The following is a 24,898-nucleotide window of genomic DNA, read 5'->3' on the forward strand; positions in this document are numbered from 1 at the left end:
TTAAGGCCTAACTACAAAAAACAACGTAACTTTAGACTTCATACTAAAAAAGCCAACTATCTTTTTTCATATAGTTGGTTTTTTGTTCATTTAGCTGTTATACAGTCAGAACAAAGTTAACAGTTAACATTTATAAATTTTTCTACACAAAAAAATCACCCACCTCAACTAAATTAATAGTCAAAGTAGGTGATAACGTTCTAATTCTAACGAGAATGTGGGGTACTCATTAGAACCTGATATTTAATTTGCTTCCCCAACATGCATCGGATCAACACGCTTCGTCCCGACCATATTAAACAACACGTTCAAGAATATCGCAGTTACCGACCCCGCTACAATCCCATTAGAAGTCAAAATCGACATCCATGACGGAAGGTTTTCGAAAATTCCCGGTACTGTCGCAACGCCGATTCCTAGACCGACGCCTAGTGCTGCGACCATTGCGTTTTCCATTGATTTTTGGATTTCCGGTGCAAGCATTTTTACACCCTGCGTAATAACCATACCGAACATTGCAAGCATTGCTGCACCAAGTACTGGTGTTGGAATGATTGTTGTTAATGCTGCTAACTTTGGCAGGAAGCCAAGTGCTACTAGCATACCGCCTGTAATGAATATTACTTTGCGGTCGCGTACGCCTGACATTTGGATCAGTCCTACGTTTTGTGAGAATGTTGTGTACGGGAATGCGTTGAAAATACCACCGATAATCGATGCTAGTCCTTCTGCACGGTACCCTTTTGATAAATCTTTTGAAGTTAAATCTTTTTTTGTAATATCACTTAATGCATAGTAAACACCTGTTGATTCAACTAGTGATACCATTGCCACCAATGTCATCGTTAAAATAGCAGAAGCATTGAATGTTGGTGTTGCTAAGTAGAATGGTTGCATAATGTGCAGCCAAGATGCTTCGGCAACTGGCGCAAAATCCACTTTGCCCATGAAAATACCGATTACTGTACCTGACACCATACCTAGTAAAATTGCAATGGCACGAACGAAGCCAACTGTGAAGCGGTAAATTACTAAAATAATTAATAATGTAATAAACGCTAATGCCACATTTGAACCTGATGCAAAGTCTGCTGCCCCTTGTCCGCCAGCCATATTGTTGATAGCTACTGGAATTAAGCTGATCCCGATAATCGTTACAACTGAACCAGTTACAACAGGCGGGAAGAATTTAATCAATTTTCCGAATAGACCACCGATTAATACGATGATAATACCTGAAGCAATAATTGCGCCGTAGACATCACCTAAGCCGCCGCCAGAACCGATTGCGATAATCGGACTTACTGCTGTAAATGTACAGCCTAATACAACCGGTAACCCAATTCCGATTACTTTACCCTTCCATACTTGGAAAAGTGTTGCTACCCCGCACATGAAAATATCGATCGCTACCAAATACGTCATTTGCGCTGAACTGAATCCCAATGCCCCACCGATAATTAACGGTACTAAAATGGCTCCTGCATACATTGCCAACAAATGCTGAATCCCGAGCATTGTTGCTTTCGTGTTATTCATAAAAAGTTTTCCTCCAATATATGTGTACTCTTGCTGAGTCAATTTACATCGTCTGAACTTATTACCTTTTAAAAATGTGAGCTACTAAATTAATCGTAAAATTCTACTTTGCCGTTTGCCAATGATTTAATATTTGCTAATGATTCGATGCGCAGTCCTTGCTCGCGTAAAATTTTTCCGCCCTCTTGGAAGCCTTTTTCAATTACGATACCTGCACCGACAATTGTTGCACCTGCCTGGTTCGCAATGTCGATTAGGCCTTTCAAAGCTTCGCCATTCGCCAAAAAGTCATCAATGATTACGACATTGTCATCCGCAGTAATAAACTTATTCGATACAGAAATTTCGTTCGTCTCGTTTTTCGTGAATGAATGTACTTTTGATGTGTACAGGTTGTCCGTTAATGTCAGTGATTTGCGTTTACGTGCAAAGACAACAGGTGCACCTAGTGTTAATCCTAAAAAAGTTGAAGGTGCAATACCGGATGATTCGATCGTCAATACTTTCGTAATGATTTGGTCCGAGTAACGCTTTGCAAATTCGTCGCCGATTTCTTTCATTAATAACGGGTCAATCTGATGATTTAAAAATGAATCTACCTTTAACACTGTATCTGAAAGCACTTGGCCCTCTTTTTCTATTTTTTCCTTCAAAAGCTTCATGATAAAAGCTCCTTTCCAATTTAATCAATTACGCCTTGGCGTAATTGCGTGAGGATTTTTTTGAGTTTACTCAAAAGTTTCCTTTAAAAATCTGTGACATCTGCCAGAGGCTTATTTTCATTCAGCCGCTGCTGAATGAAGAAAACAAAAAACTCGAAAGGCAAGCTCCCTACGATGAGTGGAGCAAGACTTCCGAGTAAGTTCAAAAGTAATAACAAATGTATTGTGCAAATATATAATAATTGGACAAATACATTCATTAAGCATGCTTCACTCATAGTCGGTTTATTTACGGTAAACCGGTAGAAACTTGCAAGCCGTATCCTTGCTATTATATGAGTGGCGAATATTTAATTTAACTATATGAATGTTCCAATTATAATCATGGAAATGATAGTTTGCAATAACATTTAAATAATAAAATTATTCTTATTTTTCGGAAATTTGGTTAAAAAGTAAATTTTATTTAGTATAATGTTCGGTTTTAGGCATTATTTTCTAACACTTCAGCTAGATTCTCTTTAAATTGTTCGAACTTCGAACCATCTGCACCATAGTAGCTCATGCTGCGGGTAACAAAAACAGACGCTTTTTTGCCATCTTCATAAACCATCTCCGCAAATGGGCCGGTCTGTTCCAGTAATTGTACCTTTGTCACATCTTCATTAAAAATGGCTAACCGATCAGCATACCGCGCTTTAAATTGTTCGTATGCGGCAGTCCCTTGCAAAATAATAATTTCCGGCTGAAACTCATCCATTACTTCTTTAAAAATGAGATTTCCTTGTTCAAAATTAGCTGTATCCTCTTTTTTAGCTACTTTTGCTTCATCCCCTGATTCTATCTGATACGTATTTAAAGAAGTATATATGAGCGGTTCCTGATGCTGTTTTTCCAGCCAGTTTTCAAACTGTAAAGAACCTTTAAATTCCCGAGGTGCCCCTTTAATTTCACTTAAATAAAGGTCATGGAAAAGATCTCTGTTCACTAATGACTCCGCAAAAGTGTGCTCGCTTCTGTCTTCTACTTTAAACAAAGGTACCGCATGTGAACTTACTAGGAAAATACGGGATTTATACGGGTTTCCCTTAGCAAGAAACGGTCGATACAACACATCCTTGCTACCTTCCCCTGTTAACCACGAATATACTTTTTTATAGAAACCTTTTGAAATAGGCATGTTTTCACTTCCTTATTCTTCAGTGTTACTCAATTTTGTTTCTTCTATAATACCACTCTTGTTGCCATCATACTCGAGGAAATTATTCCTCACTTTTGTACAGATTATCTTCAAACAGCATAGCATAATCCTCAATCACTCCAACTTATTCCTCACTTCAGCACAAATAATCCTCATAAACAAAAAAAACGCAATGAAAGCCTGGAAGCTCACATTACGTTTCAGAAATTAATTATTCGATAAATCGCAGTCCTTTAAAGGAACGATTTTCGTTTTGTGTTTAAATTTATAGCCAAACCATAATGCGGCAAACAATGGTAAGCCGATATATGAAACAACGACACCGTACCAGTCAATTGTTCCACCCATAAAGGCCATATAGTTTTGACCTAGCACGACAATCATACATAGGGCAAACGCAAATAACGGACCGAATGGGAAGAATTTTGATACATATGGTAAATCGCTCAATGAATGTCCTTGTGCAACATATGCACGACGGAATCGGTAATGACTGATTGCAATACCAAGCCAAGCGATGAACCCGGACATACCGGAAGCATTTAATAACCAAATGTAGACAACACCGTCACCGAAAAACGATGCCAGGAATGCTAATGAACCGACTGCCAATGTAGCTAAGAGTGCATACATCGGAATACCGCGTGAAGTTACTTTCATAAACAGTTTCGGCGCTTTTCCGTCTACTGCTAACTGATAAAGCATACGACTTGCTGCATATAACCCTGAGTTCCCTGCAGATAACATCGCAGTTAAAATGATCGCATTCATAACAGATGCCGCAAATGCCACACCTAAGTTTTCAAATACTAAAGTAAATGGACTTGTCGCAATATCTTCTGATAAGAGACGTGAATCCGTATACGGAATCAGTAATCCGATTGCACCGATTGCGAAAATGTAAAACAGTAAAATACGCCAGAATACTGAACGTACAGCTTTTGGAATGTTTTTGCCCGGGTCATCTGTTTCCCCTGCTGTTACCCCAAGCATTTCCGTACCTTGGAACGAGAAACCTGCTGCAAGGAAAATACCGAACAATGCCAGGAAACCTCCATTAAACGGTGCGTCGTCTTTAACGAAGTTCGTAAAGCCGACCGGATCGTTCCCGCCTAAAATTCCGAAAATCATTAAGAAGCTGACAATGATGAAGACAATTACTGTCGCGACTTTAATCATCGCAAACCAGTATTCTGCCTCACCGAAAGCTTTTACTGATGCTAAGTTAAAGGATAAAACGACTACGATAAATAAAATTGTCCATAAAATTGAAGAACTGTCCGGGAACCAGTATTTCATAATTAACGAAACAGCCGCAATTTCTGCTGCAATTGTAATTGCCCAGTTGTACCAATAGTTCCAGCCAAGCGCAAAGCCTAAAGCCGGATCCACAAATTTAGTTGCATACGTACTAAACGAACCGGATGTTGGCATATAGGCAGCCATTTCCCCTAATGATGTCATTAGGAAATAAACCATAACGCCGATCAGTGCATATGCAAGCAATGCCCCGCCTGGACCTGCCTGTGCAATCGCACCGCCTGATGCTAAGAATAAACCTGTACCGATTGTTCCGCCAAGCGAAATCATCGTTACATGGCGACTTTTCAAACTCTTTTTCAACCCGTTGTTACCGAGCTGATCTATTTTAATCTCACTCATGAATATAAAACTCCCTTTTTGTTTTGCTTGATAAGGTATCAATTACGCCTCGGAGTAATTGCGTCCAGATTTTTTCGAGATCCCTCAAAAAGTTCCTTTAAAAATCTGTGACATCCACCGGAGGTCTGCACTCATCGGGTGTCACAGATATCCGATGAGTGCAGGTAAAAGAAAAACCACCACAAGTTTTTGTGATGGTTATATTTACACCTCATCAAACTTGAAAGATAGCTCAACACATGCTCACACATGTGACAGTTCTGTTCCTTATCGAAAACAGCCCCAGCATTATTTTCAAGAAGAAAAATAACACTTCGGCAACCATTCCTTTCATAAAGCTTCACCGATTCTTCCTAATCTCAGCTATACTAGTCTTAATGATTGCGACCTCTACCTCATACATCTACATGAGGTAATGTTTTATTTAATTGATTAAAAGTCTAACATAACATTTTTTTGATAGCAATGGCTTCACCTTTATTCTGTTTTTTAAGAGTATTCACACTACTCAAACATATATTACTAGACAAAAGGAGAATTATTATGGACACCGAACAATTGAATCAAAACAGCAAAAAAATACTATCCAACCGACAGCTCATCTATTTTATGGTTGCCGTATTTTTATTTGCAACAACATTACGTACACCGATTACATTAGTCGGTCCGATTATTTCGTTTATTCGTGAAGGTCTCGGGATATCGAACTTTCTTGCGGGCTTTTTAACGACCATCCCTTTAATTGCCTTTGCGGTTGTTTCACCATTTGCACCAAGTATTGCCCGTAGGTTCGGGATGGAATGGACATTATTTTATTCCGTCATTTTGCTATGTGCAGGGATTTTACTGCGTTCACTTGGGGCAACGTCTTTGCTCGTTTTAGGAACAATATTAATTGGCGTCGCAATTGCATTCGGGAATGTTCTCATCCCAAGTTATTTTAAATGGAAATTCCCATTGCATATCGGCTTATTAACAGGGATTTATTCTGTATCAATGAACATTTCTTCCGGACTTGCTGCGGGCTTCAGTTATCCTATAGCTGCAAACGCAGGCTGGCAAATAGCAGCAGGGATTACGATTATTTTAGGGATTCTTACATTACTAATTTGGCTGCCGATTTTGCGCCAGGAAAAAATTGCATTACAAATGCCGACATCCCAGACAAAGAAAACGCTGATGTGGAAGTCACCGCTTGCCTGGGCAGTCGCAGGAGCAATGGGGTTCCAGTCGTTTATATTTTACTGCTCTTCAGCTTGGTTACCCGAAATATTCATTAGCCAAGGCCTGGATGCTACGGCTGCCGGTTGGATGGTATCCATTATGCAATTTTCGCAAATACCGATGACATTTATTATTCCGATTATCGCAGGGAAAATCGCTTCACAACGTCCGATCGTTGTTTTCTTTACAATATGTTACTTAGTCAGTTTCACGGGTATCTTGATGGAATGGACAAACCTTGCCATCTTATGGATGATTTTACTGGGCTTTGCAGGCGGGGCTTCATTTGGTTTAGTGCTGATGCTGTTCTCATTGCGGACGAAGACAGCCTATGATGCAGCTGAACTTTCCGGTTTCGCACAGTCAATCGGTTATTTCGTTGCCGCAATCGGACCGGTTCTGTTCGGCTATGCCCATGACTTGACGGATAGCTGGTCAATCCCAATTGTGCTGTTTATTCTAATTTCTGTTCTGTTATTTATCGCTTCCTTTATGAGTGCAAACAATCGTACGATATAACCAAACGTATGTACCCTTTTATGATATAATAACGGTAGTAAATAAAAGGAGTACAGAACTATTGCGTAAAAAGAGAAAACGGAATAAAAAACGCCTGCCGGTTATCCCGTTGTTTTTCATCGCATCGGCTGGTGCAGCTGGTTATTATGTATCGCAAACAGCTGAAGGCATCGGTATTGGAATTGTCGCTTATTTCGTACTATATATCGCGTTTAAAGTTTGGCTAAGATCGCTGAAAACGAGGAAATTACGGAAGTCCGGCATTCGCGAAGTCGATAAAATGACCGGTGAGGATTTTGAAAGATTTTTAGGAGAGTTATTTAAGCGACGCGGTTTTAAAGTGAGCTATACCGCAACGAGCGGTGACTACGGTGCCGATCTTATTTTAAAGGACGGAAAAGATATTATTGCAGTCCAGGCAAAACGCTATTCCGGTACAGTCGGTGTAAAAGCTGTTCAGGAAATTATCGGTGCGGTAAAAATGTATGAGGCAACTGAAGCTTGGGTTGTTACAAACAGTCATTTTACCCGCCAGGCCGAAAAACTTGCCGACATCAACGACGTTTACTTGATCGACCGCGATGAATTGATCCAAATTATATTAAATAAAAGGTAAGAAATAGGTGTGCAGAGGCTTTCGCTTCCTGCACACCTATTTTTAATATGGTTGTTGCTGGTATAGGTAGTTTGGTTTTTTTATCTTGTTGGCAATCGGTTCATGATACAGATCAGTTGTGGCGGGAGATAATGGCGGTACAAGCCATACCCAGTTTCCCGTTACATCCCGGTTGCTTGCATGTTCCTGCTTTTGAAACAGCTGAAATTGCTGGGCAGCGGTATGATGATCGACAATACTTACCCCCGCTTTTTTATATGAATGTAGTACCGCAACATTCAGTTCGACAAGTGCACGGTCCTTCCAAAGCGACGCATTCACCGAAATGTCCAGTCCCATTGCTTCGGCCACTTTCGGCAGGAAATTATAGCGGTATGTATCCGCTAAATTACGCGCCCCGATTTCCGTTCCCATATACCACCCGTTAAATGGCGCTGCCGGAAAATCAGTGCCCGCAATATTAAAACGCATACTCGAAATAATCGGGACTGCATACCACTTCATATTTAGTTTCGAAAAATCATAATCAGGATGGGTAATCGCCACTTCCAGCACATGCTCTTTTGGAATGTTAAAAAGCATTGGGTCCCGGTCATCTACTTGAATGACAAGTGGTAAAACATCGTAGTTTGTACGTGCACCTTGCCAGCCGAGGCTTTCGCACATTTTCGTAAACTCGAGTGAATCGGAATCTCCAGCAATCCCATCATCTGTTTCATAGCCTGCATAGCGGATTAACTGATGATTCCAAATGCGTACACGGTCCGGTTCAAATAGTGTAATAGCCGGTCTGATTTTCCCGTTGTTGGTGGCAAAATCAATATGGTTTATTAGCGCTTCATAAATTTCAACTTCATTTAGTAAATGGCGCCCATCAAACACGGTTAAGCTATTCCAAAACAGGCGCCCGATGCATTTATTGCTGTTGCGCCATGCAACCCGTGCCCCGTACGTAAGCTCATCTTTCGTTAAGGTGAAATCCGGAAGCTGAACTTCTTCCATCCGCTCTTTCAGCCACTCTTCTGTCTGGTTTGTTTCTTTTTTATATAAAGTAAGGAAATCTATTCGTTCATGCAATACTGTAGTCGCTGTTGCCATTGTTTCATCCCCTTCTAGCCTTTATTTTGGCCTCTTAGAAAGGGAAACTCAATAAAACGACAACAGGTTAAAACATATATATTTCATACATGACTAAAATTGTTCATAAAGTTCGGATCTATAATAATAGAACTCATTTTATAAAAGGCGAATTAAAACCTTCCCTTGATGCTTTCTGCTTTCAATTAGACGATGCGCCTCCTGGACTTCCTCTAAATCGAAGACTTGAGCAATTGGAACGTTTAATTGTTTGCTTTCGAACAATGGAATGATTCGCTCAACTACGGGAGCTAATCGGGATGGAGCTTCCTTACGAGTTGTACCTAAGCTGAAACCTTTTATGTTTCGGCAGCTACTATGCACATCGCTTGTTGATATTACACCAGCTTTTCCACTGCTATTTCCAAACTGAACCAATGTCCCGTAGTTAGCTAAGCATTCAAGACTTGCCTTTGTAACATCACCGGCGACCGAATCAAAAATTACTTGTGCCCCTCTACCATTAGTATGTTGCTTAACGCCTTCTACAAAGCTTTCGTAAGTAAACACATCATCAGCACCTATGCTCAAAACATAATCTTTCTTACCTAAATCACCGACAGTTCCAATGATTTTTGACACACCATAATGTTTTGCCAACTTCACAAGCATTGTCCCTACACCACCAGCCGCGCTATGTACGACAATTGTATCTTCCTTTTGTATATCTCCAATTTGTTTAAGTAAAACTTCCGATAAAATGGTCACGGTTGGTAGAGCAGCAGCCTGTAATGGATCGATCGCTTCGGGAATTTTAAAGGTTAACGTTTCTTTTGCCGCTACTACTTGCTGATAAGAACCCCCTTTAGGAAATGCGAAAACATAATCTCCTTTTTGAAATGACGCACTTTTACTTTCAATGACGTGCCCTACAATATCTAAGCCTAATGTGATGGGAAATGTACTTTGACCTTTATTACCCATTCGAGTTTTGATATCAGCATAATTTACGCTCGTATATAGCCCCTGTATTAATACTTCCCCCTGTTGGATTGCAGGTATCTCCACATCTTCCACAATTAAAACATCTGCCGCTCCTGCTTTGTATTGACGTATACTTTTCATTTAACCCATTCCCCCTACATGTTCTATTTATTTCAAATAAAATAGCCGCCCGAATTCGGACGGCATCTTTCTGTTAAACACGACTTAGTAGCTTAACTCATCCTTCTTCATTAATAATTACATTTTTCCCACGTAATTTCATAAGAATCGGAATTAGTATCCATAAAACTGCAACAATCAGGAAGATTAATGAAAGTGGTTTTGCTACGAAAATACTGTACTCCCCATTTGAAATTGTTAAAGCACGTCGCATGTTATTTTCAATCATCGGACCTAACACAAGCGCTAAAACTAATGGAGCAACAGGGAAATCATTTTTCGCAAAGAAATAGCCTGCAATCCCGCACCCTAATAACAGGAATAAATCAAACGTCGTATATTGAACTGCATATACACCAAAAAATGAAATAGCAATAATGATAGGCAGTAAGAATCTTTTCGGTGTTTGAATAATTTTAGCGAAAACACGAACTAATGGCATGTTTAATACAAGCAGCATTAAGTTTCCAAGGAACATACTGGCGATCAATCCCCACGCTACATCCGGATGTTCCTCAAATAATAATGGACCTGGCTGAATATTGTACATAATGAACGCACCCATTAAAATGGCTGTCGTTCCCGATCCCGGAATCCCTAATGTTAATAGCGGAATCATCGCTCCACCCGATGATGCATTATTTGCAGATTCCGGGGAAGCAACCCCGGCAATATTTCCTTTACCAAATGATTCTGGATTTTTGCTAATCTTCTTTTCTGTAATATACGCAAAGAAGGAAGCAAGTGTCGCTCCAGCACCTGGAAGTACTCCTAAAAAGAAGCCAAGGAATGATCCGCGTGCAATTGGTGCCGCACTGTCTTTTAAATCCTTTTTGGTAGGTAAAATACGGTTGATCTTCGCGATCGGTTCATCGTTGCCATCCTTCTCGAAGATCGTTTTAAATACCTCACCTAATGCAAATAAACCTACAGCAACTGTTAAGAATTCAATTCCGCTAAATAAAACTGGCTGGTCATATGTAAATCGGGCAATTCCTGAAACCGCATCTATTCCAATTGTTCCTAATAATAGACCAAGAACCGTCATAATTAATGCCTTCGTAATCGATTTACCCGCTAAACCACTTACCGCCGCCAACCCTAACAGCATTAGCGAAAAGTATTCTGCCGGACCAAAATTTATTGCTACTTTTGATAATGGTCGGGCTAATAGAACCAACCCGATTAACGCGATAATACCTGCGATAAACGAACCGATTGCCGCAATGGATAAGGCAGCTCCAGCTCTTCCCTGCCGTGCCATTTGATACCCGTCCAGCGTCGTAACAACTGAAGAAGATTCGCCTGGTGTATTTAATAAAATAGATGTTGTAGATCCACCATACATTGCACCGTAGTAAACTCCCGCCAGCAAGATGATTGAACTAGTTGCAGCCATTTCTAATGGTAAACCAGATGTTAATGTAGCCGTAACAGGAATTAATAATGCGACCCCGCTCATAGGACCAATTCCCGGTAATACGCCTACTGCTGTTCCAATAATTACACCTAATAATGCGAATAAAATATTATGCCACTGAAAAGCAATAGCAAACCCGTCTAATAAGTACTGTACCGTTGACATATCAGCTCCTCCTTTCTATTTAGAGTGGGAATTTAGGCAATGATCCGCCTAATACGTTGACGAAGCCGAAGTAAATGATTGCTGAAAACGCGGCTGCCACTATAATCGAGCTAACCCATTTTCCTCGTTCAAGTGTTTGGAACGAGATTAATAAAAATGCAAAGGTCGTAATTAAATAACCTAGTTTTTCAAGTAAAAATGCATAAGCAACGGCTGAAATGAAAATAATTAGAAATCGCTTATAATTAGAAGAATTCTCTCCTTCTTTATCCTCAGCAATTTTATACATCGCCTGGTGACGAATCGTTTCAATAAACAGCAAAATACTTAATAAAATTAAAGCGATTCCTAATCCAAACGGAAATGTACTCGGGCCAATTTGAGAGCCGTACGCACTTGTAGAAATTTTTTGGGATTCGACGATAATAAGTATTCCTAGCATTAAAAATACAACACTAGCAACACGGTCAAATTTTAAATTCATCGTTGTAACCTCCTATAAAGCAGGTGTGGGCAATTACATGCCCACATCATGGTTAAATTATTTTTGCATACCTAAAGCTGTTAAAATTTCAGTGATCGTACCTTCTTGTTCTTCAAGGAATTTCGTGAAATCATCACCTACACGGAAGTCTTGTGCCCAGCCGTTACGCTCTAATTCTGCTTTCCATTCCTCTTTATCATTTAACTCTGTTAACTTTTCAACCCAATAATCCTTAGCTGTTTCCGACATATCTTTCGGTCCGAAAATACCGCGCCAAATAGTAAACTCTGCCTCAATCCCTAAGTCATATAATGTCGGGATCTCTTCCAAACCTTCAAGCGCTAATTTTTCAGGTGATGTAACTGCCAATACCCGAACGTCACCGCTCTTCACATACGGTGTTACAGTTGAAATATCTGTTCCGATCGCATCGGCGTTGTTCCCTAATAATGCCGCCATCGCTTCCCCGCCACCATCATAAGAAACATATTTTACCGCTTTAGGATCAATGCCGTACTCGTATGCAGGTAAAATTGTAACTAGATGATCCATTGAACCAGGAGCTGAACCGCCAGCCATTGTAAGCGCTGTTGGATCTGCTTTAACAGCATCCAATAAATCAGTCAACGATTCGTAAGGAGAGTCAGCACGAACAACAATTGCACCAAAATCCTTCGTTAGCTGCGCTAAAGGTGTCGTATCTTTATAACCGTAAGGACTATTACCTTCTGCCTTTAAGTTATTAATTAAAATCGGTGGTGATTTTACCATTAACATATAATCATTTTTTGCTTCTTTCGTTGCGTACGTTGCCATGAATACGGCACCGCCACCACCTGGTTTGTTTTCTACTGTTATCGGTTTTTCGATTAATTTAGTTTCGTTCATAACTTTTGCAATTGAACGAGATGTTAAATCCCATCCCCCGCCAGCCCCGGATGGTGCCACGATTGTTAAGTTACTTGTTGGATAATCTTTGTCGCCTGATGATGTCCCCTCACTATCATTACAAGCTGCTAATGTAAGTGTTAACGCCGCTGCTGAAAATAAAGTTAATAGCTTTTTTTTCATAGTCATAAAATAGTCCCCCTTCTGTTTTACGCATTATGTAAGCGTTATCTTTATTAAAAAGGATATTGTGTCATTTTTATATATAACGAAACTATTGTCTTTTATTTTCATAGTGTCTATATTGTTCATATTGTTCACGACATAAAAAAGAGCATGTCTTTTATGACATACTCTTGTTCTTTTATTTTTTTATAAAGTATCTGCGCTCTGGTCTGCCTACGTAACCATAAATATGATCTACAAAAATTACTTTTTCATCCATTAGATGCTCCAGATAACGCCTTGCTGTTGTTCTGCTTATTCCTATTTCATTTCCAAGCTTTTCAGCAGTAATTCCTTCGTCGCAATTTTGAATATAGGTTACCACCTTTTCCTTTGTCACGGAATCAATGCCTTTAGGGTTGTTTCCTTTTTCAAGCTCACCCGCATATGTAATGTTATTCCACAGCTTTTTTATATCTTCGGCCTGCAACCGGTCGGTGGAGTTTAAAATTGTCTTTTTCTCTTGATATTTGAGAAGGCATTCAGTGAAACGCTGTAGTGTTAAAGGCTTTAATAAAAAATCGATCACACCACTCGCATATGCTTTCTTTACAATTTCTACCTCCGCTGCTGCCGTGATTAAAATAATATCGGTATCCATATCTTTTTGCCTAATATAATCGATAAGTTCTGTCCCCAAGTTATCGGCAAAGTAAATATCCAGCAAAATCAGATCAGGCTTTATCGTATCCAGCCAAATTTTTGCTTCTTCAATTGTATGGGACATTCCTATCGTTTTAAAACCGTCAATTTGCTCAAGGAACTTTTCATGTATTTGAGCAATACGGATATCGTCTTCAACGATTAATACTTCAATTGTATTCCCCATACGACTCACCCCTCTTTTGGAATTGAAAAAATGAATAGTGCTCCACCCAATTCTCCACTCTCGATTGCAATCGAACCATTTAATTTTCTCAGGTTTTCATCGACGATATACAGGCCATAACCTCGATGTTCCTCGCCTTTTGTAGATTGCTTTTTTTCGAATATACTGTGGATTACTTGTTCATCGATACCATTCCCTGAATCTTCAATTTCACAAATGACCTCTTTTTCATCTTCGTAAATATAAATGCGTACGATCCGTTCTTCTTCATCTAAATGCTCTACCGCTTCAAAGGCATTTGTAACTAAATTTCCTAGGACTGAAATGAGTAAATGCTTTTCAAGATGTTGACCTAGTTTCCCACAAAAACTATCTTCATCTAGTAATAATGTAATTTTCAACTCTTTTGCTCTATTATAGAATCCTATGATTAAACCACAAATAAACGTATCTTGTATTTTTTCGTTTAAAAATGAAATTAATGCGTGATTTCCAAGTCTCTCAGAATGAATTAAGTAGAGGGCTTCATCATATTCTTTCAGTTGAATCAACCCTGAAATCGTATATAAAAAGTTATTGTATTCATGTGTCTGAGCTCGTAACGATTCGATATATTGTTTTACTTGTGACAGCTCATTAGCAACTAGATCAATTTCTTCAAACGGCCTAAAACTGGAAACAGCACCGGTTACTTCACCCTTATTAATAATCGGAACACGGTTTACCAATGTTTTTACACCATTAATTGTCATCATTCGATCTAGCTGTTCATCACCAGATTCCATTACTTTAATTAAATGTGTATTCGGAATAACTTCGCCGATATTTCTGCCTATTTCAGATTCCCCGCTCCTCAAAATCGCTTTCGCAGATTGGTTAATTAGCGTAACAGTGCCTTCTCGGTCAACCATGATAATACCTTCCCGAATCGATTCCAATATAGCATTTCGCTCGGACAATATTTTGACAATTTCCTGCGGTTCGTAATCCAATAATTGTGCTTTCGTTTTATTGGAGAAATACGTGGAAAGGATAATTGATAAAACAATTGTAATGAAAAATACTATTATTAAATATTTGGAATAAACGATATTTGCTGAAAAGATATCGGTAAATAAAAAACCGACTGAAACGACACCAATAATATCCCCATTTTCATCCTTTACAGGGGCCTTGCCGCGTAATGCTTTACCCAATGTTCCTTCCGCAAGGGAAACGTAAGCTTTTCCATCGATAAGTGCTTTAGCATTATCGTCACCAACCATTTTTTCCCCAATTCGTTCTTTTACCGGGTGGGCATATCTGATTTCATTTTCATCCCCTATTACCACATATTCAGCATTGATATTATGTTGGATTTTTTGCGCAATTTCTTGAATTTCCGCTGATGTTCGGGGTTGCTTCAGTCCCTCTATAATAGCTGGGTGCTCCGCTGCGACCTGCGCTGCACCTACTGCACGCTCACCTATTTCTTTCTCTACAATTTCCCCAATAATAAAATAGGTTGAAACTAAACTTACTACTAAAATCATTGCAGCCAGAATGGTATTATACTTGAAAAAACGAAAATTTAATGAGCTTCTTTCCATATGCTTTTACCCCTATTTTGGCAGTTATTACTTTAGATAATTATAGCATAAGAATATTCCCTTAATTCTAACAATTGCGAAAAGCCCCTGTAATACTTTAGCAATGTGGCCCGATTACAATACTCAGCGACAAACGACTAAGCCACTTGGTACCGAATAACGGCACCAAGTGGCTACATCGTCCTTTATTAGAAATAGTCTCTTTATAGAATAAGCTTAATTGCGACCTATCTCTTCCATTTATTACTCGCTTTGAAATTGTAAACAGGAGTCACGTGTTTCTGGATTGTCACCGTTTCTCCGATTTGCTCGACAATTTCCTGCATCGGCTTATAGGCCATTGGTGCTTCGTCGAGCGTTTCCTCACTTACCGAAGTTGTCCAAATCCCTTGCATCGTCTGTTTAAAATCATCCATCGACAGATTTTTCATTGCGGCTGTCCTCGAGTAAATCCGTCCTGCTCCATGTGGGGCTGATTCATTCCAGTCGGCATTCCCTTTTCCAATACAAATGAGAGAACCGTCCCGCATATTCATCGGTATGACGAGCTTTTCATCCTTTGCCGCCCGCACTGCCCCTTTACGTAAAATCATGGCATCCGTATCAATATAATTGTGCACGGAGTCAAACTGCTCCGCGTACTCCCACTTCATATGCTCGGCGATTGTCCTGGCAATATGCACACGGTTTTCATGCGCAAAACGCTGTGCCAGTTTCATATCGGCAATATAATCCCGGAACAGATCGCCTTCTAAATATGCCAAATCCTTTGGCACAACCGGATTTTCGTTCTTATAGACTTTAATCATTTTTTGAATGTTCTTACTGTTTCCGACTTCTTTCAATGCCGCAATTCTTTCGGATAAATCTTCCCGCTGCAATGACTCAAATGCACGCTTTTGATGCCAGTTCGCCACCTTTGCCCCGACATAGCGCGAGCCTGTATGGATTAATAAATAATGAACTCCCGTCTCATCTTTTGCAAGCTCGATAAAATGATTGCCCCCGCCTAATGTACCTAGCGACCGTCCAGTATATTCATTTTTCAAGCCACGTGCGATGAAGTTTTCGTTTGCAAAACATTCTGTATCTTTTACTTTTAGCGCGGTTTCATGGATTTCATTGCCGCTCGGTACAAAACGTCGGATCGTTGTATCAAGTTCATTAAAATCAATTTTGCCTTTACCGATTTCCGAAACAAACACCCCACACCCTACATCGACACCGACGAGATTCGGTACAACACGGTCATTCAACTGAATCGTTGTGCCGATTACACAGCCTTTTCCGGCATGATAGTCGGGCATAATCCGTACTTTTGTCCCTTCCATAAACGACTGATTGAAGAGTTCATCAATTTGCTGAATCGCCACTTCCTGCGGTGTGTTCGTATAAATTTTAGCGTTTGTATATTTTCCGTTAATTTCGATCAATGCTGTTCACGCCTTTCTTTTTTATACTGAGTACAGCGAATATAAGAAGTGCTACCCCAATGTAGCTGCCAAGGAGAAATATCGGGGAACCTTGGTAAACAAATCCGAATGCCATTTCAGATTGCAGCATAACCGTATCCGGTGCAAATTGTGGTTTATAGAAGAATGTTTGAACTAATCCGATTAACAGCTGGATTGCGAAATATAGAATATGTAAGAGCAGCGCCCCTATGAATGCGAACAGGATTTTACGTTTCATGCCAAACCTCCCTTTGCGAAAGTAATTGGTACTATTTACGATTGGGGGCGAGGAGAAGTTTCATAAATTTTTCCTGTCCGGCAATTGGCTTTTTATTAGAAGATATAGGGGGTATATTAGAAAACTGGTGGGCGATATTTGAAACTTTCGACTCTATATTCGAAAATCGGGGATCGATATTAGAAAATCCATTTGCTTTATTAGAAAACGAACGTTTTATTAGAAGCTTGAGTGCGGATATTAGAAAATCTCTGTAACTTATTAGAAAACCAAATTTCCTAAAAAAAGGGCCGTTCGAAAAGTGGTTAAACTTTCCAAACAGCCCATTTAATTATTTCTTCGCCACATTTAATGCGATGTCTGCTTTTTCAATATCATGCTCCATCTGCTCTTGTAAATCATAGGCATGATACATTTCATTCTTAATCATATATTGTGCAATTTTGTCGTGGGTATCAATCGCATTATCCAGTTCGCGGCGTAAAATTCGTTTAACAGCCGGTGTTGCTGTTTCGGTAATGGCTACCGCCAAGTTTCGAACTGCTGCTTTCGATGTGATAAGCAGGTCAGTAGCAATCGCCATATCGTCAATCATTGATACATCCAAATCCAGGTCCATTTGCTGTTCAGTTGTTTCTTCTGATCTTTTCGTTGCCATTGTCTCTGCCTCCTTAGTTGCTTGCATCTTTCAGTAATTTTTTCAGATCTTTAATTGCCTTTACGGAAAGTTCAAGGTCCTCATCAAGGATTTCCTTAAGTTTCTTGTCTTGAACAAGAGGTGAGAACAACTTCCCTTTTGTCACACATGTCGTTTTAAAAATTAATACTTCATGGACTTCCAATTGTTCATGTAATGCTAGTTCCTTTTTAGCAGCCATTTGACAACCTCCTGTAGTTATTAATCTCTTTCCTCCTTTACCCCCTGATACAATTCTTAATCCGCTTTTGTTATGATTTACTTCATAAAAAAACCGAATTCCCTTATAAAGAAATTCGGTCAACTTTTCATTTCAAATGTACAAACCTTGATACCAGCATCGTTAAAAACGCGTACACTCCGGCTTTTACCGTCTGCAATTCACGTGTATCACGATGCGGGTCGACACAGACGAAATCCATACCTTTTACAATTTCGTATTTCCCCACTTCATACAGCAAATCGAACAGCTCATCTGTCCGCATTCCACCTGGTGTAGAAGCAGGAACTCCCGGGGCGTATGCAATATCAAGTACGTCCATATCTACTGTCACATAAACAAGATCCACTTTCTTGGAAAGTTCATCCATGGTATTCGCTATTACGGACTCCGCGCCACGACGACGGAAATCCTTTAATGTAATACGATTTACACCATAATGGTCTGCTGTCCGAATAAGGCTCGGGGCATTATAGAAACCGTGCAGCCCGATGTTGTACACATCTTCTCCTCGTATTACACCAGCATCCAGCAGCTGGCGGATCGGCGTGCCGTTTGTCGGTCCATCTGATTCCGTATCACGTAAATCCAGATGGGTATCGAACTGCAAAATACCGATTCGTTTGCCGGAAGAACTAGCAAATGCTCTTACAACCGGTGCAGTAATCGAATGATCCCCGCCAATCTGTACATAGAAGCTTTCAGGACAACCATTTAATACGTCCGTCATCGCCTGTTCGATATTGTCATGACACTGCAAAATATTCGTCCCGTGCATTTTCACATCGCCCACATCAGCAACCCGTAGTTCCCGAATATCTACATCTTCATCAATCGAATACGTTGTGAACAGATTCCAGCTTTTGCGGAAAAAATCCGGATATTCCGAAGCTGCTGAAGCACTGATTGACGAGCGCGACAGCGGGATCCCTGTTATGACCACATCAAAGGATTCCGAAAGCTCCCCATAACTTGGTGCAATCCAGTCTTTTACCTTCATGTCTTCAGATTCCACCCGATTCCAAGAAGTCGCCGGGCTTACGAGGAACTTGCTCACAGTAAGCTTCCACCTTTCACAACGACGTTCCCTGCTTTAATAACAGTATCTGTATGATTCATCCCGTAAAAATATTGAAGCTGCTTATAATTCGGAACGTCTAAAATTAGTACATCTGCCTGTTTTCCTTTTTCGAGCGTACCGACTTGGTCGGCACGTTTTATCGCATGGGCAGCATTGATTGTTGTTGCACAAAGCACTTCTTCCATCGTCATTCCCATGTTCATGCATGCCAAATTTTGAATGAACGGCAAGCTGATCGTTGGCGAAGAACCCGGATTAAAGTCCGTTGAAATAGCTACAGGTACGCCACTATCGACCATCAGGCGACCTCTTGCATACGGTGCGCGTAAAAAGAAGGCTGTTCCCGGCAAAAGCACTGCAATTGTCCCGGCCTTTGCCATAGCGGCAATCCCATCATCTGAAGCAACGAGTAAATGCTCTGCGGAAATTGCCCCGACTTCTGCAGCGAGTTCAGCTCCTTCATATGGCTCGATTTCATCTGCATGAATTTTCGGTGTCAGCCCGTAAGCTTTCCCCGCTTCCAAAATTAGACGGGATTGCGCAGGTGTGAACACCCCTTTTTCGCAAAATACATCATTGAACTCAGCAAGCCCCAGCTCCGCCACTTTCGGAATCATCTGCTCTATTATAATTTTCACGAATTCATCTTCATTGCCTTTATATTCTTTCGGAACGGCATGTGCGCCCATAAAAGTCGAGGCAATATCTACCACATGCTCTTCCTGCAGTTTCTTTACAACATAAAGCTGTTTGAGTTCATTTTCAAGATCAAGGCCGTAGCCCGATTTTGCTTCAACTGTCGTAACGCCGTGACGCAAAAACTCGTTTAGATGCTGAACGGTTTTATTGTATAGGTCATCATAACTCGCTTCACGTGTTTTTGTCGTCGTATAGTGAATCCCGCCGCCTTCATTCATAATATCCATATAGGTCCTTCCGGCAAGACGCATATTCAGCTCATGTTCGCGTGTCCCCCCATGCACTAAATGTGTATGGCAGTCAACAAGGCCCGGCATGACAATCTTCCCTCGTGCATCAATAACCTCAGCATCGCTTACAAGATGCGGATACTCCTGTTTTATTTCATCAAGAGGCGCAATCATTTCGATGCGATCTCCTTCGATTAGTACACTTACCTCTGTTTTCAGACCGAGCTCGCTCATCTGCTCACGACGGCGAGGTAATTTCACATCACTTTCCATAGTTAATACTTCATTTGCATTGTTTATTAAAATAGCCAAAGTTCATCATCCTTTTAGCATCGGCATATTGATACCTTTTTCTTTTGCTGTGCGAACTGCAATGTCGTAGCCTGCATCTGCATGGCGTACAACCCCCATACCCGGGTCTGAAATAAGCACGCGATTGATCTTTTCTGCTGCCAGCTTTGTGCCGTCAGCTACAAGTACTTGGCCGGCATGTTGGGAATAACCCATTCCTACACCGCCGCCATGATGAATGCTCACCCAACTTGCACCGCCTGCCGTATTGACGAGCGCATTTAATAATGGCCAGTCTGATACAGCATCCGAACCGTCCTGCATACCTTCTGTTTCACGGTTTGGTGAAGCGACGGATCCGGAGTCCAAATGATCACGGCCGAATACAATCGGCGCTTTCAATTCACCATTTGCAACCATCTCGTTAACGCGCAGTGCAAAGCGGTGGCGGTCGCCATACCCTAGCCAGCAAATACGGGCAGGTAAGCCTTGCCACTTCACCATTTTTTGTGCCATATCGATCCAGTTTACTAATGCTTTGTCTTCAGCAAACATTTCTTTTGCCAAAGCATCTGTTTTGTAAATATCCTCCGGGTCGCCTGACAGTGCTGCCCAGCGGAACGGTCCTTTTCCTTCACAGAATAATGGGCGGATATATGCCGGTACAAATCCTGGGAAGTCAAAAGCGTTTTCCACACCCATTTCTTTTGCGTAGGCGCGGATATTGTTTCCGTAGTCGAATGTTTCCGCACCTGCCTGCTGGAATTCAAGCATTGTTCGTACATGCTCTGCCATCGTTTCCTTTGCACGGCGCTCATATGTTTTCACATCCGTTTTGCGCAATTGAAGTGCTTCCTCCAACGTCATCCCGTTTGGAATATAGCCGTTAATCGGGTCGTGCGCAGATGTCTGGTCTGTAACGAAATCCGGAATCATGCCGCGATTTAACAGCTCACGGTTAACGTCCGCACAGTTTCCTACTAAACCGATTGACGCAGGTTCTTTAGCAGCTGTTAACTTATTAACAAGCTCTATCGCTTCATCCACTGTTTCGACAAGGTAATCACAGTAGCCCTCATTTATTTTGCGTTCGATTCGTGCACGGTCCACTTCAACAACTAAAATAACCGCTCCCGCCATTTTCCCGGCTAATGGCTGGGCACCACTCATGCCGCCCATACCACCAGTTAATATCCACTTACCACGAAGGTCGGCTGTTCCAAACTTCTTTTTCCCTGCTTCCACAAAACTTAAATATGTTCCTTGGAGAATACCTTGTGCCCCGATATAAATCCATGAGCCTGCCGTCATTTGACCGTACATCATTAGATTACGTTCTTCGAGTTCATAGAAATGGTCCCAATTCGCCCAGCCTGGCACTAGGTTCGAGTTGGCGATCAGGACGCGAGGTGCATTTTCATGAGTTCTGAACACTGCAACCGGTTTTCCGGACTGTACAATCATCGTTTCGTCATTTTCCAGTTCCTTTAAAGTCGAAATAAGCTTTTCGTAGCTTTCCCAGTCACGTGCTGCTTTCCCGATACCGCCATATACGACTAGCTCATCCGGATTTTCCGCTACTTCCGGATCCAGATTGTTCATCAGCATGCGCATTGCCGCTTCCTGTGTCCACCCTTTACATGAAAGCTCAGAACCACGTGGTGCACGGATGTTTGTTTTATATACCATAAAAAATCTCTCCTTTTATTTTAGGTTAGAACAAGATAAACGCTATTGGTGTAACGAAAATGAGTGTTAAAACAACTCGCTCAAACCAGATAATGATCATTTGGCGAATTGATAACGGGATGTCTGTCGATAAAATAACCGGAATGACAGCTGAGAAGAATAAAATAGCTGAAATCGAAACGACGGCTACGATAAACTTCGTTACAAGAGCTGCCTCTGTTACAATCATTGCCGGTAAAAACATTTCCGCAATCGATAAGGACAACGCTTTAGCTGTCAGCATCGGATCAGGAATTTGCAGTAAATAAGTAAATGGCGCAAAAATGTATGCCAACCAGTCAAATAGCGGTGTATAAATTGCCAATACCATTCCTAATAGTCCAATAGATAAAATGGAAGGAATGACCCCCATCGCCATAATAAATCCGTCTTTTAAATGAATGTATAAATTTCTAGGTAAAGACGGGTTTGATTTTGTTGCTTCAACTGCTTCGGTCCAAGCAACGTTTAAACGGTCAGTTTTTACAATCTTTTCAGGCTGCGGAGTTGAACCTTCATAATAGTCATCCTTAATTTTGTTTAATGGATAAATTCGGGCTGTAATTGCTGTAACGACGAATGTCACAACTAATGTCACCCAGAAAAATAAGTTCCAGTATTCCATTAGATCCAGTGTTTTCGCAACAACTACCATAAAAGTAGCTGACACTGTAGAGAAGCCAGTAGCAATAATGGCAGATTCTCTCGCTGTATATTTCCCTTCTTTATAAACACGGTTCGTCAATATTAAGCCAACCGAATAGCTGCCAACAAAAGAGGCTACCGCATCAACTGCCGAACGGCCAGGCGTTTTGAAAATCGGTTTCATTACCGGTTGCATGAGTACCCCTATAAATTCAAGCAGGCCATAGCAAACGAGCAATGCTAAGAAAACCGATCCAATCGGAATGACCAGCCCCACCGGCTTAATAAGTTTTTCTAATAAAAATGGACCGATATCAGGATTAAACAACCATGCCGGACCAAATCCAAAAATAAGCATTACCCCGGCAACAAGTCCGCCCAATTTAAAAATTGATAGCACCATGTTTACTTTAGAGGTATTCCACTTTTTCGTGACAAATGGATAAAATGCACCGAGTACTAGAAGAATCAACACATACCCGTTTACTAACGTTGGTGCGAATGTCGTGAATGCACTTACGATATGGTCGATTAAAATCGATGTTTTTCCATTCCATTCAAATGTGATAAAAAAACTGAAAATCCCGATTAAACTGCAAAACACCATTTTAATGAAAATGCTCACTTCAAACTGACCAACTTTTGGCAGTTCCTGTTCCTCCTGATACTTTGTCATCCCACCACTCCTTTGTTATTTATATTTTAATTTTCTTCCAATTCCGAATAAATAGAATAAAAACATCGATTATAGTAATATTTAAATAAAATAAAATTAATTTATATAAATTATAGGATTTATATATGAAACAGAAATTATTAAAGGTGGTGTTTGATTGAAAATTTTAATTGTCGAGCGGGATTTTGAAGAAATTGCCGGAATTGAGTGGTATTTAAAAAATTATTTTATGCGGGATATTGAAGTCATTGGTGAAATAGATGGCAGCAGAATAATTGAAGCTTTCGAAGAAACATGGCCGGAAGTACTTCTTATTGAAGTGGAACTCGTTTCTCCTTCTATAGAGCAGTTTTTACAAAAAAAGGCGATCCCCGTTATCGGTATTACAGCGGAACCTATTTTTCAGCAGGCTATGAAGGCAATCCGCTTAAAGGCAGTCGACCTTTTTGTGAAGCCCGTACCATTGGAACAACTGAAGTCTGCTTTGCTGAAAATTCCTTCCACTAAGGCGGCAGCGACTTTATGCAGTACCATTCCAGTCGAAACTCAATTATATTCAGATTTGTATTTAAATAAGCCAGGTAATTACCCTTTAGATGGAAAGTCCTTCTTTTTAATTGAGTGTGCAGATTATAAGCATAATTTAATGTTATATGAGTGGCTCATTGAATTGCCCATTTTTCATAATCTCATTGCCCTGCCGCTGCAAAACCGGGTTATTTGTATTGTTGAAATCGATGTTTTTACCAATCTATTCAGACAGCTTCGAATCATGAGCCAGGAATGGGAGAAATTCAATGGGGAATCGCTAAATATTGCTGTTTATGATGGTCAGGAAACTACATTGCTGACCATGTATCAAGCATGTAAAAAGACATTGGCGCAGCGCTTTTACAAAGGTTATTCCCATATTTTTAAAAGCTCGCAAACACTACATGTGACGAGGCTCGATCCGCTTTTAACTCCTGAAGAACAGCAGCTTTGGATCACGAGTCTTGAAAACAGTGATTTAAAGGTAATTAAGACTTTTTTATATACACTGACAACAAGCTCCACCTATTATCATCAGGATGATGTGCGCATTCATTTGACGAGTATATTAGCGCAAATCCGCCGGTTTATGATGAAGTACCATCTGCAGCAGCAAGCAAAAATCGAACAGCAATACCGCGCACTGTTCCATTTTATTTTAGAGCATCCGATTTTATATGCGATTGTACAGGAGTTTATTCTATTTACACAGCGTTTGATCGATGCGAGAAAAAGTCTGCAGCAACAGCAAATTGCCGATTATACGGAGTTGGCTGTCGAAATAATTGAACGTGACTATAATAATGCTGAGCTGACATTACAGCATGCGGCAAATGAGCTAAACATAAGCACCAATTATTTGAGCAATGTATTTTCGAAAAAGCGCGGCATTCCTTTCCGGAAATATTTGCAGCAGTATCGCGTACAGCAAGCCGAAAAGTTATTAATTGAAACGAGTTTGGGAATAGGAACAATCTCGGAAATGGTCGGCTTCACGGACGGCAATTACTTTACTAAAGTATTTCGGGAATACTACAAGTTAACCCCTTACCGCTACCGTTTGCAGGTGAGGAAGACAGCCGGGAATTCTGTTTAGGAAAACAAAAAATACCTGGGCACATATTGAAATGGCCTAGGTATTTGT

At 40.5% G+C, this 24,898-nt stretch carries 22 protein-coding genes and 2 riboswitches; of the genes, 3 read left to right on the plus strand and 19 right to left on the minus strand.

From position 1 onward, the window contains the following. Window positions 1-243 precede the first annotated feature (243 nt). From ABS917_RS06365 to ABS917_RS06380, 4 genes are all read right to left on the minus strand, one after another. Window positions 244-1,539, minus strand: coding sequence for a nucleobase:cation symporter-2 family protein (locus ABS917_RS06365; RefSeq protein ID WP_350478217.1), 1,296 nt, complete (start codon window positions 1,537-1,539; stop codon window positions 244-246). An 89-nt stretch (window positions 1,540-1,628) separates the two neighbouring features. Continuing rightward, window positions 1,629-2,201 carry a xanthine phosphoribosyltransferase gene (locus ABS917_RS06370; RefSeq protein ID WP_008408004.1) on the minus strand — a complete coding sequence of 191 codons (573 nt, stop codon included), beginning with the start codon at window positions 2,199-2,201 and terminating at the stop codon, window positions 1,629-1,631. Between the two features lie 257 nt (window positions 2,202-2,458). After that, window positions 2,459-2,560, minus strand: a riboswitch (purine riboswitch). Between the two features lie 125 nt (window positions 2,561-2,685). After that, on the minus strand, window positions 2,686-3,381 hold the full coding sequence (locus ABS917_RS06375; RefSeq protein ID WP_350478218.1) for an RNA 2'-phosphotransferase: 696 nt from the start codon (window positions 3,379-3,381) through the stop codon (window positions 2,686-2,688). 228 nt (window positions 3,382-3,609) lie between these two features. After that, on the minus strand, window positions 3,610-5,064 hold the full coding sequence (locus ABS917_RS06380) for an amino acid permease (protein ID WP_350478219.1): 1,455 nt from the start codon (window positions 5,062-5,064) through the stop codon (window positions 3,610-3,612). A gap of 220 nt (window positions 5,065-5,284) precedes the next feature. Then, window positions 5,285-5,465, minus strand: a riboswitch (Lysine riboswitch). A 142-nt stretch (window positions 5,466-5,607) separates the two neighbouring features. Between ABS917_RS06380 and ABS917_RS06385 the strand changes: the two genes are divergently transcribed. After that, a complete protein-coding gene (locus ABS917_RS06385; RefSeq protein ID WP_350478220.1) occupies window positions 5,608-6,807 on the plus strand; it encodes a CynX/NimT family MFS transporter in 1,200 nt (399 codons plus the stop codon). 61 nt (window positions 6,808-6,868) lie between these two features. Continuing rightward, window positions 6,869-7,423, plus strand: a complete 555-nt coding sequence (locus ABS917_RS06390) for a restriction endonuclease (RefSeq protein WP_350478221.1) — start codon at window positions 6,869-6,871, stop codon at window positions 7,421-7,423. Between the two features lie 42 nt (window positions 7,424-7,465). Here ABS917_RS06390 and ABS917_RS06395 read toward each other — a convergent pair whose 3' ends face one another. The 15 genes from ABS917_RS06395 to ABS917_RS06465 all read right to left on the minus strand — a co-directional run bounded on the left by ABS917_RS06395 (window position 7,466) and on the right by ABS917_RS06465 (window position 23,223). Further along, window positions 7,466-8,521: a nitric oxide synthase oxygenase gene (locus tag ABS917_RS06395; RefSeq protein ID WP_350478222.1), complete on the minus strand. Its 1,056-nt coding sequence runs from the start codon at window positions 8,519-8,521 to the stop codon at window positions 7,466-7,468. A 138-nt stretch (window positions 8,522-8,659) separates the two neighbouring features. Further along, on the minus strand, window positions 8,660-9,625 hold the full coding sequence (locus ABS917_RS06400; protein ID WP_350478223.1) for a quinone oxidoreductase family protein: 966 nt from the start codon (window positions 9,623-9,625) through the stop codon (window positions 8,660-8,662). A gap of 97 nt (window positions 9,626-9,722) precedes the next feature. Next, window positions 9,723-11,249, minus strand: a complete 1,527-nt coding sequence (locus ABS917_RS06405; protein ID WP_350478224.1) for a tripartite tricarboxylate transporter permease — start codon at window positions 11,247-11,249, stop codon at window positions 9,723-9,725. A gap of 19 nt (window positions 11,250-11,268) precedes the next feature. Further along, the gene (locus tag ABS917_RS06410; protein WP_350478225.1) at window positions 11,269-11,733 is read right to left on the minus strand and encodes a tripartite tricarboxylate transporter TctB family protein; all 465 of its coding nucleotides are present in this window, start codon (window positions 11,731-11,733) and stop codon (window positions 11,269-11,271) included. A 57-nt stretch (window positions 11,734-11,790) separates the two neighbouring features. After that, a complete protein-coding gene (locus tag ABS917_RS06415; protein ID WP_350478226.1) occupies window positions 11,791-12,810 on the minus strand; it encodes a tripartite tricarboxylate transporter substrate binding protein in 1,020 nt (339 codons plus the stop codon). Between the two features lie 175 nt (window positions 12,811-12,985). Continuing rightward, the gene (locus ABS917_RS06420; protein WP_350478227.1) at window positions 12,986-13,675 is read right to left on the minus strand and encodes a response regulator; all 690 of its coding nucleotides are present in this window, start codon (window positions 13,673-13,675) and stop codon (window positions 12,986-12,988) included. 5 nt (window positions 13,676-13,680) lie between these two features. Then, window positions 13,681-15,264: an ATP-binding protein gene (locus tag ABS917_RS06425; RefSeq protein WP_350478228.1), complete on the minus strand. Its 1,584-nt coding sequence runs from the start codon at window positions 15,262-15,264 to the stop codon at window positions 13,681-13,683. 227 nt (window positions 15,265-15,491) lie between these two features. Next, window positions 15,492-16,697: an RtcB family protein gene (locus ABS917_RS06430; RefSeq protein WP_350478229.1), complete on the minus strand. Its 1,206-nt coding sequence runs from the start codon at window positions 16,695-16,697 to the stop codon at window positions 15,492-15,494. Continuing rightward, a complete protein-coding gene (locus ABS917_RS06435; RefSeq protein WP_350478230.1) occupies window positions 16,684-16,956 on the minus strand; it encodes a hypothetical protein in 273 nt (90 codons plus the stop codon). The genes ABS917_RS06430 and ABS917_RS06435 overlap by 14 nt, the downstream gene beginning before the upstream one ends. Before the next feature lie 331 nt (window positions 16,957-17,287). Next, window positions 17,288-17,614: a spore coat protein gene (locus tag ABS917_RS06440; protein WP_350478231.1), complete on the minus strand. Its 327-nt coding sequence runs from the start codon at window positions 17,612-17,614 to the stop codon at window positions 17,288-17,290. A 13-nt stretch (window positions 17,615-17,627) separates the two neighbouring features. After that, entirely contained in the window at window positions 17,628-17,834 is a 207-nt protein-coding gene (locus ABS917_RS06445; protein WP_079523927.1) for a YvdQ family spore coat protein, read from the minus strand. Window positions 17,835-17,961: 127 nt separating this feature from the next. Further along, window positions 17,962-18,930: an agmatinase family protein gene (locus tag ABS917_RS06450; protein WP_350478232.1), complete on the minus strand. Its 969-nt coding sequence runs from the start codon at window positions 18,928-18,930 to the stop codon at window positions 17,962-17,964. Then, entirely contained in the window at window positions 18,927-20,156 is a 1,230-nt protein-coding gene (gene hutI, locus ABS917_RS06455) for an imidazolonepropionase (protein WP_350478274.1), read from the minus strand. The genes ABS917_RS06450 and hutI overlap by 4 nt, the downstream gene beginning before the upstream one ends. A 45-nt stretch (window positions 20,157-20,201) precedes the next feature. Further along, window positions 20,202-21,863 (minus strand): urocanate hydratase, encoded by a 1,662-nt coding sequence (gene hutU / locus ABS917_RS06460; protein ID WP_350478233.1) that lies wholly within the window; start codon window positions 21,861-21,863, stop codon window positions 20,202-20,204. A 25-nt stretch (window positions 21,864-21,888) separates the two neighbouring features. Next, window positions 21,889-23,223, minus strand: coding sequence for a YjiH family protein (locus ABS917_RS06465; protein WP_350478234.1), 1,335 nt, complete (start codon window positions 23,221-23,223; stop codon window positions 21,889-21,891). Between the two features lie 157 nt (window positions 23,224-23,380). On the opposite strand from ABS917_RS06465, the gene ABS917_RS06470 reads away from it, so the two are divergent. Continuing rightward, complete coding sequence (locus tag ABS917_RS06470) at window positions 23,381-24,850, plus strand: helix-turn-helix domain-containing protein (protein ID WP_350478235.1); 1,470 nt, start codon at window positions 23,381-23,383, stop codon at window positions 24,848-24,850. Window positions 24,851-24,898: the final 48 nt, after the last annotated feature.

Origin of the sequence: Solibacillus sp., from assembly GCF_040273735.1 — a bacterium.
In the GTDB taxonomy this organism is placed as follows: Bacteria; Bacillota; Bacilli; order Bacillales_A; family Planococcaceae; genus Solibacillus.

Excerpts from the sequence above, each read along its gene's own strand:
- ABS917_RS06365 (WP_350478217.1), bottom strand. The coding sequence starts at position 1,539 with ATGAATAACACGAAAGCAACAATGCTCGGGATTCAGCATTTGTTGGCA.
- ABS917_RS06370 (WP_008408004.1), bottom strand. The coding sequence starts at position 2,201 with ATGAAGCTTTTGAAGGAAAAAATAGAAAAAGAGGGCCAAGTGCTTTCA.
- ABS917_RS06375 (WP_350478218.1), bottom strand. The coding sequence starts at position 3,381 with ATGCCTATTTCAAAAGGTTTCTATAAAAAAGTATATTCGTGGTTAACA.
- ABS917_RS06380 (WP_350478219.1), bottom strand. The coding sequence starts at position 5,064 with ATGAGTGAGATTAAAATAGATCAGCTCGGTAACAACGGGTTGAAAAAG.
- ABS917_RS06385 (WP_350478220.1), top strand. The coding sequence starts at position 5,608 with ATGGACACCGAACAATTGAATCAAAACAGCAAAAAAATACTATCCAAC.
- ABS917_RS06395 (WP_350478222.1), bottom strand. The coding sequence starts at position 8,521 with ATGGCAACAGCGACTACAGTATTGCATGAACGAATAGATTTCCTTACT.
- ABS917_RS06400 (WP_350478223.1), bottom strand. The coding sequence starts at position 9,625 with ATGAAAAGTATACGTCAATACAAAGCAGGAGCGGCAGATGTTTTAATT.
- ABS917_RS06405 (WP_350478224.1), bottom strand. The coding sequence starts at position 11,249 with ATGTCAACGGTACAGTACTTATTAGACGGGTTTGCTATTGCTTTTCAG.
- ABS917_RS06410 (WP_350478225.1), bottom strand. The coding sequence starts at position 11,733 with ATGAATTTAAAATTTGACCGTGTTGCTAGTGTTGTATTTTTAATGCTA.
- ABS917_RS06415 (WP_350478226.1), bottom strand. The coding sequence starts at position 12,810 with ATGACTATGAAAAAAAAGCTATTAACTTTATTTTCAGCAGCGGCGTTA.
- ABS917_RS06420 (WP_350478227.1), bottom strand. The coding sequence starts at position 13,675 with ATGGGGAATACAATTGAAGTATTAATCGTTGAAGACGATATCCGTATT.
- ABS917_RS06425 (WP_350478228.1), bottom strand. The coding sequence starts at position 15,264 with ATGGAAAGAAGCTCATTAAATTTTCGTTTTTTCAAGTATAATACCATT.
- ABS917_RS06435 (WP_350478230.1), bottom strand. The coding sequence starts at position 16,956 with ATGAAACGTAAAATCCTGTTCGCATTCATAGGGGCGCTGCTCTTACAT.
- ABS917_RS06440 (WP_350478231.1), bottom strand. The coding sequence starts at position 17,614 with ATGGCAACGAAAAGATCAGAAGAAACAACTGAACAGCAAATGGACCTG.
- ABS917_RS06445 (WP_079523927.1), bottom strand. The coding sequence starts at position 17,834 with ATGGCTGCTAAAAAGGAACTAGCATTACATGAACAATTGGAAGTCCAT.
- hutI (WP_350478274.1), bottom strand. The coding sequence starts at position 20,156 with ATGGAAAGTGATGTGAAATTACCTCGCCGTCGTGAGCAGATGAGCGAG.
- hutU (WP_350478233.1), bottom strand. The coding sequence starts at position 21,863 with ATGGTATATAAAACAAACATCCGTGCACCACGTGGTTCTGAGCTTTCA.
- ABS917_RS06465 (WP_350478234.1), bottom strand. The coding sequence starts at position 23,223 with ATGACAAAGTATCAGGAGGAACAGGAACTGCCAAAAGTTGGTCAGTTT.